Source organism: Dysgonomonas termitidis, from assembly GCF_042654545.1.
GTDB classification, from domain to species: domain Bacteria; phylum Bacteroidota; class Bacteroidia; order Bacteroidales; family Dysgonomonadaceae; genus Dysgonomonas; species Dysgonomonas termitidis.
The window spans coordinates 44,568-59,290 of sequence record NZ_JBHSGN010000015.1 but is presented as its reverse complement, the minus strand read 5'-3'; the positions used below and the strand labels follow the sequence as shown (position 1 = coordinate 59,290).

5 protein-coding genes are annotated in these 14,723 nt (G+C 39.0%); all 5 read left to right on the top strand.

Features of this window, described 5'->3' with window-relative positions; translation table 11 throughout:
• The first annotated feature begins 86 nt into the window (after positions 1-86).
• The 5 genes from ACFO6W_RS02740 (at position 87) to ACFO6W_RS02720 (ending at position 14,715) form a co-directional block, all read left to right on the top strand.
• On the top strand, positions 87-4,295 hold the full coding sequence (locus ACFO6W_RS02740; RefSeq protein ID WP_379993791.1) for a GH92 family glycosyl hydrolase: 4,209 nt from the start codon (positions 87-89) through the stop codon (positions 4,293-4,295).
• Between the two features lie 57 nt (positions 4,296-4,352).
• Positions 4,353-6,245, top strand: a complete 1,893-nt coding sequence (locus tag ACFO6W_RS02735; RefSeq protein ID WP_379993790.1) for an MGH1-like glycoside hydrolase domain-containing protein — start codon at positions 4,353-4,355, stop codon at positions 6,243-6,245.
• A gap of 165 nt (positions 6,246-6,410) precedes the next feature.
• On the top strand, positions 6,411-10,031 hold the full coding sequence (locus ACFO6W_RS02730) for a glycoside hydrolase family 2 protein (RefSeq protein ID WP_379993789.1): 3,621 nt from the start codon (positions 6,411-6,413) through the stop codon (positions 10,029-10,031).
• A 66-nt stretch (positions 10,032-10,097) separates the two neighbouring features.
• Positions 10,098-12,422, top strand: coding sequence for a glycoside hydrolase family 31 protein (locus ACFO6W_RS02725; RefSeq protein ID WP_379993788.1), 2,325 nt, complete (start codon positions 10,098-10,100; stop codon positions 12,420-12,422).
• 4 nt (positions 12,423-12,426) lie between these two features.
• Positions 12,427-14,715, top strand: a complete 2,289-nt coding sequence (locus tag ACFO6W_RS02720; protein WP_379993787.1) for a GH92 family glycosyl hydrolase — start codon at positions 12,427-12,429, stop codon at positions 14,713-14,715.
• Positions 14,716-14,723: the final 8 nt, after the last annotated feature.

Genomic DNA, 14,723 nt, shown 5'->3' with positions numbered 1-14,723 from the left:
ATATCCGCCTAAAAGGTTTATTTGAAATTAAATAATAAGAAAATAAAATACGTATAGCGATGAGGTTAAGTAGAAGAATGTTTTTTATGTTTGTTTTCATACTTCAGCTTTTGCAAGTTGTTGCTCAAAAATATACGGATTACGTTGATCCCTATATAGGTGCAGGAGGCCATGGGCATGTTTTTGTAGGGGCGAGTGTTCCGTATGGGGCAGTTCAGGTAGGACCGTCTTGTTTCTTCAAAGGCTGGGACTGGTGCTCAGGGTATAACTATCAGGATAGCATGATTATCGGTTTTCCTCAATTACATCTGAGTGGAACAGGTATCGGAGATTTAGGCGATATACTCATTATGCCGTATATGGGTGATATAAAATTGAGTAAAGGGGAGGAAACCAGACGCTACAGTGGTTATGCCTCTAAATTTTCTCATGCAAACGAGAGTGTGCGCCCCGGCTATTACAGCGTAAAACTGGATGATTATGACATAGATGTGGAGCTTACTGCCACAGAACGTGTAGGGTTTCATAAATACACGTTCCATAAAGGAGAAAATGCCCGTATTATAATTGACCTGAAAGATGGAATAAATGACAGGTCGGTTGATACATATATTGAACAAGTTGACAAATACACTCTAAAGGGCTATCGGTCTTCGGAAGGCTGGGCAAAGAAGCAACAGGTATTTTTTGCCATTAAATCTTCTGTTCCGATCAGTCATTTCTCCGTTTATAACGACACTGAGTATATAAGTGGAAAAAAAGGCAAAGGGCCTTCTATAAAAGGGTTACTTAGTTTTGAAAAATCACCCGGAACCATTTCTCTGAAAGTTGGGATATCACCTGTTAGTTCAGACAACGCGCTAATGAATATCAAATCGGAGATTCCTGATTGGGATTTTGAAAAAGTAATCAGGCAGGCTGATGAAAAATGGAACAGGGAGTTATCAAAGATCAATGTAGAAACAAAAAATGAAGCAGATATGCGGATTTTTTATACAGCAATGTATCATCTGATGATACACCCCTCATTATTCAATGATTACAACGGAGATTATATGGGTTCAGATTGGAAAGTCTATAAAGGGTCCGGATTCGATAATTATACCATATTTTCTCTTTGGGACACCTACCGTGCCGCACATCCTTTATATTCGATTATAGACACAAAGCGCACAGCAGATTTTGTCAATAGTATGCTGGCTGTTTTCGATCAGACCGGCCAACTTCCTGTCTGGCACCTCTGGGGATATGATACCGGAACGATGGTAGGAATAAGCAGTTTTCAGGTAATAGCAGAAGCTTATTTGAAAGGAATTCGGGGGTTCGATGCTGAGAGAGCATTTAATGCTTTGAAAACAACTGCTATGAGCGATATCCGTGGGTTAGGATATGACCGGGATTTTATGTCGGTTCCCTCTGATATGATGACAAACCGTCCTGTGGCAATGGCTCTCGAATATGCTGTAGGAACAGCCGGTATTGCATTGATGGCTAAAAAAATGGGCAAGCCGGAGGATTATGAATATTTCAAAAAAAGAGCCGGAAATTATAAACTCTATTATGACAAGAATGTGGGATTCTTTCGTGGGAAAATGGCTGATGGAAGCTGGAACCCTGTTTTTGATCCAATAAAATCAAAAAGGCCGTGGGCAACGGATTACGCGGAAGGAAATCCTTGGCAATATCTGTGGCTTGTTCCCCAGGATGTAGAAGGCCTTATCGGGCTTATAGGCGGGGAAACAGCATTTGAAGACAGGTTAGATACATTCTTTTCTCTCAGTTCAGGAAATGATCCCGATGTATTAATCGACCTGACAGGCTGTATAGGGCAGTATGCACATGGCAATGAGCCGAGCCATCACATAGCATACTTATACGCTTATATCGGACAGCAGTGGAAAACATCCCGGCTCACACGCTATATAATGAGAAATTTTTATAGGGATGAACCAAACGGAATAATAGGAAACGAAGATTGTGGACAGATGTCTGCATGGTATATACTTTCCTCATTAGGATTCTATCCCGTATCTACTACTTCGGGTCAATATGTGCTTGGCAGTCCGTTGTTCGACAGGGCTACAATCAATATGGAAAACGGTAAGAAATTTACAATTGAGGCACTTAATAATTCACCCGAAAATATTTACATACAAGAAATAGAACTGAATGGAAAAAAATACGACTTCAGTTTTATTACACATGAAGATATTGTGCAGGGAGGAATATTGAAAATGAGAATGGGAAATACGCCAAACTATAATTTTGGAAAACATCCGGTAAATCGACCGCAAACAAATTCTCAAACTGTTTATCTGTCAAAACCATTTGTTCGCCCCGGTATGGCGCAAAACCGCGAGGATCTCGATTTTATGCGGGAAAAAGTATTAAAAGGAGAAGAGCCCTGGAAAACGGCTTTTGTTACTCTCAGAGAACAGGCTACGCTCGATTTTGTCCCCCAGCCTGTGTCTTTTGTATCAGAAGGGCCTTATGGACAAAACAGTGTAGGAGGCAGGGAATTTTCACGAAGTGCGACAGCGGCTTATAACCATGCATTAATGTGGTATATTACAAAAGAGAAAGTTTATGCCGAAAAAGCTGTTGAGATATTGAATGCATGGTCGTATAGACTAAGGAGTTTTGATGCAAACAATGCGAAACTGAATGTAGGGCTGAATGGATATTATTTTCTGAATGCAGCAGAGATTCTGAAATATTCATATCCGGAATGGAAGGAAAAAGATATAGAACAATTCCAGTGTATGGTATTGACGGTATTTTATCCGACTGTTGAGGATTTCTTTACTGAAGCTAATGGAAACTGGGATGCTTCGATGATAAGTACAATGCTTTGTATCGGTATTTTTGCCGAAGACCACGAGATATTTAATCGTGCTGTAGAGCGTTATTATTGGGGGATCGGGAATTCCGGAATAACCAAATACATCTACCCCGGTGGACAATCTCAGGAGGCAACAAGAGACTGGGATCATGTGCAGCTGGGAATAGGTGAATTTGCCAAAGCCGCTCAAACTGCATCAACACAGGGGTTGGATTTCTATAGTGTGGCACAGGACAGGTTGGCATATGGTTACGAACAAACTTCGAAAATGATGCTGGGAAATGACATCGATGTGTATGGGGTGTTGTCAAAGAGGCGTATGGATAAATTCAAAGATGTGTACGAATCAATTTATGCTTATTATAAGAACATGAAAAATATTGAACTGCCTTATACTAAGGAAGTCTTATCGAAACATACACGTCCTGTTTTCCCGGTTGGAGTCTTAACCGGGATAAAAAAATATCCACCCTCATCAAATGAATCAGTGAAAGTATTGCCTGAACTCGATTTTCTGGGGCCGTCTGTAACAGGGGCACAGGGTAATTCAACGAATGTGATACCGGGTAATTCTGTTATTGTCAATCCGGGAGAATCAGTTCAGGATGCTATTGATAAAAGTAAAGGAACAGGAAAGACAGTAGTATTGTCGAGGGGTGTGCATATTCTTAAAGCACCTCTGAAAGTATATAGTAATATCACTCTTGCCGGATATGGCAGAGAATCGATACTATTTCTAAGCCCAGAGATGAGAACTGAAACAATTGTAAATGGAGAAGAACATATAAACAACCTTACAATAAGGGATATACTGGTAGAAGGAGCTATAAGTATAAACGAGAATGAAGATCCTAATCATGACCGGAGAACCCGCTCCTATATGAGCGCTCCCAGTCGTGAGGGAATTATTATACGGTCAGAAACAGGCGCTGAAATTAAAAATCTGCTTTTTGAGAATATTACAATACAAAATTTCACCAAGAATGGCCTGCTGGTCGTTGGTGCATCTGATGTAAAAATCAATCGATGTAATTTTAGTGATAATGGGTCGAGCGTAGTTCCCGGAGCCGGATTTCACCACAATTTGAATCTATCCTATGTGACGGGTTGTGAAGTAATAAATAGCCGGTTCGATACTTCCCCGTGGGGAAACGGTATCTATATTTCTTTTGGTAAAAATATTACGGTCTCGGGAAGTGAGATGTGCAGAAATAAATTATCCGGTATTTATTGTGCGGAAAGTGAACATATCGTTATCTCAAATAACCTAACGGAAGGTAATGACAGGGATGGTATAACAATCGATGAAATGCTATCCGGATGTAAAATCGTTACTATCCGGAACAATCATTCACAGAATAATGGGCGGTATGGAATTATGGCGAAAAATGCGACTGAATTGAAAAAAACTGATAACCTTATTTTATTCAATGCTAAAAAACTAGACGAATAAGAATCCCGGCAGACTCTTAAAAACAATTCGTTTCTAACATAATTTCATAATATCACCATGAAGCTAAAAAGAATATTACTGATACTCATATTTATTCCTGTTTATATGAATATTTATGCCAGGGCAACACCAGAAGAAGAATATAAAAAAATACAAAAGCAATTGGCTTCCGGTTGGAATACATGGGATACAAGAAGCGTCCTGACACATGTACTGCTTCCATACGGTGCTGCTATCGATTTGAATCTTACCGATAATGACGGGAAGAGAATAAACACATTCAGAATAGGTGGAAATCCATTAATGCATCCGCGCCATCACGCCTACGATGGCAGTTATACGGATGTATCATTGGAATGGAACGGGCACAGGCTCCGGGTACAGAGTGCGTCGGATGGTTTGAATAATATTATATTAATAAGCCCTTTAGAAGGAAATAGAAAAAATGGGCAACTGATTGTTATTCCTAAATCACTTTGGCAAAGAGCTAACAAAATCACAATACAAGGAAACAGGTTTTCCATTGCCCCTTACGGCTTTGATATAAATATTCCGGTTATAATACAGGGCACTTATATAAGGACAGATGAAAAAGAAATTAAAATGTCTGTTGATGAGCCTGTTGCCATTTGTTGCGGACAAGATATGACTGTCGGTGAAGCGCAAAAATACATTGAGCAAAGGGCCAATATGTTTGTTGAAAAAAATAAAGAAAGATATAAAGACAAATATGAATCGTATAACGCGATGCAAAGTGTATTGGCTTGGGATAATATATACGATCCTTCAATAAAGAAAGTAATTACGCCTGTTAGCCGAAATTGGAATGTAAACTGGAGCCATCATCCGGAATTTGGAGGTTTTGTTTTATTTTGCTGGGATACTTATTTCGCGGGAATGATGCTTGCATTGGACAATAAAGATCTGGCCTATGCGAATGTGGCCGAAATTACAAATTCGATAACAGAAGCAGGATTTGTCCCGAATTTTTATACAGGTAATGATCTTAAATCAAGAGACAGATCTCAGCCGCCGGTAGGTTCTTTAGCAGTATGGAGTATTTATAAGAAGTACAAGGAAAAATGGTTTTTAGAACTGCTCTATGATAAGTTATTAACATGGAACAGGTGGTGGGATAAAAACAGGAATATAAACGGATTATTATGTTGGGGCAGTAATCCGTATGAGAAGGTAACATATCATGCCCGGGAAAGCGGAGGAATAAATGAATTATATTGCGCCGGATTGGAATCGGGTTTGGACAATTCTCCAATGTATGATAATATAAAATATGATAAAGCCCGTCATATGATGCTTCTCAATGATGTCGGATTATCTTCTTTGTATATTATGGATTGTGATTACCTTGCAAACATAGCGGAGGAATTAAACCGGAGTGAAGATGCAAAAGGGTTACGGGCAAAAGGGAAAAGCTACCGGAAAATGCTGCAATCCCTTTGGGATAATGAAAATGGACTGTATTATAATAAACACACAGATACAGGATTGCTTAACGGGAGAATCTCTCCGACTAATTTTTACCCCTTACTGGCCAGTGTCCCCGATCAAAAACAAGCGGAAAGAATGATAAATGAACATTTACTTAACCCGGATGAATTCTGGGGAGAGTATGTAATTCCTGCGACTCCGAAAAACGATCCGGCTTTCAAAGATAATATTTATTGGCGCGGTAGAATTTGGGCACCGTTGAATTTTCTGGTATACTTAGGTTTAAGAAATTACGATTTTGTGGACGTTAGAAAATCATTAGCGGAAAAATCTGAAAAACTTCTAATGAAAAGCTGGATATCGAACGGGTATGTATTTGAAAACTACAATGCAACAACCGGACAAGGCGACGACACTCAGAGAAGTGACAAGTTCTATCATTGGGGTGCACTGCTGGGATTTATCGGACTTATTGAAGACGGTTATTTTATGAATGAGTGACCATACTGTTCAAATATCATCCCTCCGGAAACTTGTAAAAATACCTCATTTTTAGATTTATTTTTTCAGTTAATGAATAATTAATGCCCAAAGTAAGGCTACATACAGATATTTGCAGGACTATGGACCATTCGGCAGTAAATAAATTTTTGATTTAACCTATATATGAAACAACTTGTAATGAGGATAACAGCTATTTTTTTTATGAATTTGATAGCATTAACGTCTTTTGCTCAATCATACTTTAGTAATTTTAATCAGCCGGAGCAATTTAAAGAAATAGGACGTGGAAAATGCGAAATTTCTAACGGAGTTTTTAAAAGTCGTGATTCGTATGGCTGTTTTGGATACCCTGAAGGAAAGAATTATGAGATAAAGTTTCGGGCAAGAAGTCCACTAAATGCAGAACAAGTTCAAATCTGGGCTGGTTTTCATGCATACAACCGGAGTGACAGATATATTGTCGGCTTAAAAGGAGGGTTGTCTGACGATCTTTTTCTCGCACGTCTTGGTTATATGGGGACAGACGAGTTTTTAGCTTTAAGATCTTTAGATTTTCATCCCGGACCCGGGAAATGGTATGATTTTCATATTGTTGTTTCTGATAACCGGATACAAATATATTTAAATAATGAAAAGCAGCCTCGTATAGATGTCGTTGATAAAAATATGAATCTAGCCCCTTCAGGCTCTGTTACTCTTGGAGGTGCGTGGATAGAAACAGAGTTTGATGATTTATCCATATCATCTGTACCTGATGGTTATTTAAAAGATGTTCCTGTAAATGAATATGCTGTAAAGGTGACCTCTCGGCAAAAGGAAGACAAGAGAAGGTCGGAACGCGCAGCCTACAACCCTATTATTGTCAGTGAATTATCTCCGGATAGAACGATTGTGGATTTAAACGGAGGTTGGCTTTTTATGCCTGAATATCAGCTCGAAGATAAAATTAAAGCAGTTTCTCCCGCAACAACCGATAATGAGTGGCATATAATGAATGTCCCTGATTTCTGGAATCCTATTCGTATCTGGTTGCATGGGGAAACATTCGGTCAGCATGCTAAAGGTGTTTCCGATAACTATTACCAGCAAGAAACTTCACGTTGCGAAAATTACACATTCGATTACAAGAAAACAAAAGCTGCATGGTATCGTCAATGGATAGAACTTCCCGGGGAGATCAAAGACAAAAACCTGACATTGACCTTTGATGCTGTATCCAAAGTCGCAGAAGTTTATATCAACGGACAGTTGGCAGGGAATCATGTAGGTATGTTCGGTGAAATAAAGATTGACGGGACAAAGTATTTTAAGCCCGGTAAGAATTTAGTCGCAGTACATGTTGTACGTGATTTTGTGAAAAATATTCAGGATGCGGATAAAGTGATCGATGTTGCCGTAACAGTTCCGGTGACTAACAAAATGATAAAAGATATTGCACATGGTTTTTATCAGGATGAGCCAGCCGGCATATGGCAACCTGTGAAACTGGAAATCTCCGGTCTGATGAAAATAGAAGATGTATTTATTATTCCGTCATTAACCGGGGCAACATTTAAAGTAACCGTAAAAAATTATACAAATAAGAGACATCGTTTTTCTCTTTCTACACTCATCGTAGACAATCAGGATAAGAGCAGGTTATTTAATGGGAATTCTCTTGAGAATATATCAATGAATCCTGGGGAAGAAAGAGTGTTGACATATTCAATAAATAGTCTGCAACCTAAATTATGGACACCCAATCACCCAAATCTGTATGATTTTACTTTTACCCTTTCGGGAGAGAAAACTCTTTCGGATGAAATGGTTATAACATCAGGATTTCGCACATTCGAATCAAAAAATGGCTTTCTGGAGTTGAATGGCAGCCGCTATTGGCTAAGGGGAGGAAATCATACTCCTTTTGCTTTGGCTCCTAATAATCTGGCTTTGGCAAATACGTTTTATCAGATAATGAAAAAAGGTAATATAGATATCACGCGTACGCATACAACGCCATATAATAAACTTTGGATAGAAGCTGCCGATCATAATGGTATAGGTATCAGCCATGAAGGAACATGGCCGTGGCTGATGATAAATGCTACTATGCCCGATGAAAAAGTAATTCAATTGTGGGCTGATGAATATATCAGTTTGCTGAAAAAATACAGGAACCATCCTTCTATATTATTTTGGACAATAAATAATGAAATGAAATTCTATGATAACGAACCTGACCTTGAAAAAGCAAAATATAAAATGCATATTATATCGGATGTTGTAAAACGCATGCGGGAAATTGATCCTACACGTCCTATCTGTTTCGATTCGAATTATCGTAGAAAAGAAAATAAATTTGGGAAAGAGTTTTTCAATACCGTTGACGATGGAGATATAGATGATATTCATTCATATATAAACTGGTATGACCATACGGTTTTTAAACAGTTCAACGGTGAATTCCAGCGAGACAATATGAACCCGGAACGCCCTTTGATTAGTCAGGAAATGTCGACAGGATATCCTAACAGTGAAACAGGCCACCCTACACGTTTTTATACTTTTGTTCACCAAAACCCGCAAGTTTTGGTCGGTAATCAGGCTTATGAATTCGGTGATCCGAAATACTTTCTGGAAGCGCAGTCATTCATTACAGGTGAATTGGCGGAAGCTTTGCGCCGCTCGAACGATCAGGCTTCAGGAATATTACATTTTGCCTTGTTAACATGGTTCAGGAATGTGTACGATCCTCAAAAAATTGAACCTTATCCGACATATGATGCTCTTTCAAGAGCATTGTCGCAAGTGTTGGTCAGTGCCGAAATATGGGGACGACATTTTTACTCGGGAACAAAGTTACCAATAAGAATATGTATTGCAAACGATCTGGAAAATGGCATGGATTTACCCGTATCCGATTTGAGTTGGAAAATACTGGACGAGGGAAAAGTGATAGCCTTCGGAAGCCAGATAATACCAACTATCCGGCATTATTCCCGTTGGTGGCTCGAACCGGAGATTATTCTTCCTGCAAAACTTTCTTCCGGACGAACGGACGCTAAGTTAGTGTTTACATTGAACAATAATGGAAAACAAATTGCGGAAAATGAATATAAAATCATGATAGCAACCAAAGAATGGGCTGAATCACCGGTAAATGGGACAAAAAACATTACGTTGGTTGATTCTGAAAATATAAAAGAATCATTTGATTTTTTAGGAATTAAATATAAATCATGCCGAACCGTATCAGAAGCTTTGAAGATGAAAACTGATTTGTTTGTGTTTGCAGGTTTGGATGTTACCAAAAATTGTACTGAAGAGGATTTGCTTCACATTCGTGATATTATTTCGAAAGGAGGCAGAGTGTTGATGATTAATGGAAAAGAAGCAGCCAAATCAATATACCCTGAGCATATAACCGGCTGGATTATACCTACCGAAGGGGATATTGTTAATCTGGAAATACCGGAGTCTCCTGTATTTGATGCTCTCAGATGGATGGATTTAAGGTACTTCAATAACAATAAAAGAGAAGTGCCTGCTGTTTGCCACGCATCGCTGAAAGTAAACAGAAGCTCAAAGGTTGAAGAATTAACCTCGCAGACAAAAATTCACGGATATATAAACGGCAATATGGCTGAGCGTTCCGAATATGTAAAAAATATAAGAGGTACAACTATTGTAAAGATCAATGACAACGGAACGTTACTCTTATCTACGATGTCTTTGGAAAAGGCTGTGACAGATCCGATAGCCGGACGTTTATTATCGAATATGGTTAGCTCAATGTTAAAATAAGCAGGACGGTAATATTATTTTCATAGAAATCATAGTACATCATATCAGTTTAACCATAAATATGTAATGAAAAAAAAAATTATTTTATTAATTCCTCTTTTTATCTTAAGTATAAGCATACCTATAGTTGCCAACACTCTGGATGAACCTTATATTCCTGCCTGGGATATTTATGTAAATTCATGGGAAAGAAAGAATAATATTCTTACAATAGAAACCGTCGAAGGAACATTAACCGTGAAACCGTATGATTTCGGAGCTTTACATTTTCATCTTACTCCTTTAAACCAGAACAAAGATAAAAGTAGTTATGCGGTAATTGAAGACTTTCCTTCCGCTGATTTTGAGGTCGAAGAAGACGATAATGATTTGATTTTGATTACTGATAAATATAAGTTCGTACTGCATAAGTTTACTGGGAATTATAGCTTTTATAATTCGGAAGGCAAGTTATTACTAAAGGAAGCGAGTAATAAAAGAGAGCCTGTCAAAGAAGATTCGATAGCTCCCCGTTGTTTATTCAAAATGATGCCGGATGAAGCTCTCTATGGTTTGGGACAATTCAGGGATAACGCTTTGAATCTACGTGGGAAAAAACGGGAATTAGTACAATTCAACACTCAGGCTGCCGTACCTGTTATTTACTCGACCGCCGGGTGGGGCTTATTTTGGGATAATCCGTCACGTACTGTTTTTGAGGACAATGCGAAGGGGATGAGCTTCGTTTCCGATTTTGGGAATAAACTGGATTATTACCTGTTTACCGGAAATACTCTTGATAAGCTTATTTCATCCTATCGCCAATTGACAGGTAAAGCTCCGATGATTCCTTATTGGTCTCTCGGCTATCATCAGAGTCGCAATAAATATGCGACACAGGACGAGGTGCTGAATATTGCTGAAAAAATGAATCATGAAGATATACAGATGAGTTCTATCTTTATCGATTATTTTTACTGGCAGAGATATGGCACAGGTTCACATAAATTTGATGAAACGATTTTTCCCGACCCAGGGGGTATGTTAAAGATATTACATGATAAATATCAGACCAAAGCAGTCATAACAGTTTGGCCGGCATTCAAGAAAGGGACTGCCCATTATGATGAATTAGAATCGAAAGGGATGTTGCTGGATGGTGCCAGAGCTTTGGATGGAATGATCTATGATGTATTTAACCCTGAAGCAAGACAGATTTATTGGAAACAGATTCTTCCGCTTGTAAAAACAGGACTGGACGGCTGGTTTCTTGACGGGCCGGAGCCTGATCATGTCAGTTCATTTCTTCCCGTTAATACATTTGCAGGCCCGGCGGTAACTGTAAGAAATTTATATCCGTTGTTACATGTCGAAAATTTTTATAATAACTTACTGGAGTTATATCCAAACACGCGTCCATACATTCTTACACGTTGCGCGTGGGCGTCCCAGCAAAGAACCGGAGCAGCTATCTGGTCTGGGGATATACCGACGACTTTTGATGAATTGCAAAAACAGATTACAGCAGGCCTAAATTTTGTTGCTACCGGCATACCCTATTGGACAACTGATATCGGGGGGTATTCGGGCGGAGATCCCGGAGAGGAAGAATATCGGGAATTATTTATGCGCTGGTTCGAATATGGAACCTTTTGTCCTGTATTTAGAAGCCATGGACGCCGTTATCCGGGTGATACTAAAGCTCCGAACGAACTATGGGCCTATGGAAAAGAAGTGCAGGATATTTGTACCCGGTACATTAATCTGAGATACACTCTTATGCCTTATATATACACCCTTACAGGAGATGTTACTCACAAAGACTATACACCGATGCGATTGTTGGCATTTGATTTTCCCGGAGATAAAAATATACAGGACTGTAAAGATCAGTTTATGTACGGACCGTCATTTCTTGTGTGTCCTGTATTGAGTGCCGGGGTTGCCTCCAGAGATGTTTATTTGCCAGGAGGTAATAAATGGATAGACTTCTGGACTGGGGAAATTTACAACGGAGGACAAAATATCGTTGCCGCTGCATCGAAAGACAAAATACCTCTTTATATAAAATCAGGAGCAATTGTCCCGGTTTATAAGGATAGTGACAAAACGAATACCCCCGATGATATAATTAAAATTCTTATCTATAAAGGAAGTGACGGTAAATTCGAACTTTATAAGGATGATGGTAAATCATACGAATACAAGAACAACAGTTATGCCTATATACCTTTTTATTGGGATGATAAGATGAATGAGTTGGTCATAGATACTCAGAAAGGTAATTATAACAAGGGAAAATCTCAAGAGTTTCAACTGGTTCTTATTGATGGTGAGTATGAAAATATACATTCGGTACCTGTGAAAAAAGTTGTAAAATACACCGGGTTCAAGCAAACATTAAAATTGTAATATTATGATAAAACAAATCAAAATATCAGGTATATTGGCCTTGATATCTCTTTTCTCCTCATGTATCGCGTCGATTGGAGATTACGATAATGAAAAAACTCCGGTTGATTATGTCAACGTATATATGGGGAATATAAGTCATATGTTAGTGCCGACTTTTCCCACAGTACATCTGCCTAATAGTATGCTGAGAGTATATCCCGAGAGGAGGGATTATACTTCCAATGTGATTACCGGATTGCCCGTAATAGTTACAAGTCATAGAGGGAGTTCCGCATTCAATATCAGTCCTGTATCGGTCGGAGACAGATCTTCCCATTTCGCTCCGGTGATAAATTACACATATGATAATGAGAAAATAACGCCTTACCGTTATTCTGTCTATTTAGATGAAGAGAAAATACAAGTAGATTATGCACCGTCTCACCAGTCTGGAGTATATAATTTTACTTTTCAGGAAGAGGGTTTGAATAAATTAATTATTAATACCCGCAACGGACAACTAAAGGCAAATGGGAGTGGTCTTGAGGGATGGCAATTGATCGGGGCTGGTCCCACAAAAGTATATTTATACATGGAGACAGAACGGCCTGTAAAAAATATCGGGACATTCGACAAACAATTATCTGCAATTAATTATAACCGGACATTTGTTGAAGGGGAAAATGAGGCTATAGCTTTAGAATTTCCCGGGAAGCAAATTAATCTGCGTTATGGTATCTCTTTTATAAGCATAGAGCAGGCAAAAAAAAGTTTGCGGAGAGAAATAAATACCTATAATGTAGGTGAAATAGCAGAAATTGGCCGTAATATATGGAACAAAGCCTTGAATAAAATAGAGGTTAAAGGCGGATCAGACAATGATAAATCCGTGTTTTACACTTCGCTTTACCGTGTTTATGAAAGGATGATTAATATATCAGAAGACGGATATTATTATAGTGCGACGGATAATAAAGTACACAGTGACGAAGGGGTTCCTTTTTATACCGATGACTGGATTTGGGATACTTACCGTGCGGCGCATCCTTTACGCATTCTGATTGAGCCTGATGCAGAGGTAAATATGATAAATTCGTATGTGCGGATGGCCCAGCAAGCCCCAAACGGATGGATGCCTACGTTTCCCGAAATAACGGGTGATAGTCATCGCATGAATGGAAATCACGCTGTGGCTGTAGTATGGGACGCTTATTGTAAAGGATTGCGGGGGTTTAATTTGGAAGCGGCTTATAATGCATGTAAAAGCGCTCTGACGGAAAAATCGCTATTGCCATGGACCAAGCAGGCTAATACCGTGTTGGATTCGTTTTATCAGGAAAAAGGATATTTCCCGGCTTTACAGGAAGGAGAGGATGAATATGTAAAAGAAGTAAATCCGAGAGAAAAGCGCCAATCTGTTGCTGTAACCCTGGGAGCATGTTATGATGGCTGGTGTTTATCGCAAATAGCCAAAGAACTCGGGAAAGACGATGACTATCGCGATTTCCTGAAATGCTCCTATAATTATCATAATCTTTATAATAAAGAAACAGGTTTTTTCCATCCCAAGGATAAAAATGGGAATTTCATAATGCCATTTGACTATCGTTTTTCCGGCGGACAAGGAGCCCGGGATTACTACGATGAGAATAATGGATGGACATATAGATGGGATGTTCCTCATAACCCGGCGGATTTAATGGAACTGATGGGGTCGGCTGAAAAATTTATTCACAATCTGGATCAGACTTTCCGGGAACCGTTAGGTAAAAGTAAATTTCAGTTCTACGCTCAGCTCCCAGATCAAACCGGGAATGTCGGACAATTCTCAATGGCAAATGAACCTTCTTTACATATACCATATCTCTATAACTATGCAGGACAACCCTGGAAGACTCAGAAACGTATACGGAATCTGTTAGATCAGTGGTTCAGAAATGATTTGATGGGAGTTCCTGGAGATGAAGATGGTGGAGGACTATCTGCATTCGTGGTCTTCTCGCAAATGGGTTTTTATCCGTTTACCCCGGGTTCTCCGACTTATAATATAGGTTCCCCTGTTTTCGAAAATGTGAAGATTAATATCGGAAATGGAAAAGTCTTTGAAATAGAGGCCAAAAACTGCACTCGGGATAATAAATATATACAGTCTGCCATACTAAATGGCAAAGATTGGGACAAGCCCTGGTTTAGCCACAAAGATATAGAAAACGGCGGGAAGCTCGTTCTTGTAATGGGAGATAAGGCCAATACTGCCTGGGGGGCTTCTATGGATAATGTTCCCCCTTCAGCTGAAAAGATTATACCGTAAAATAAATA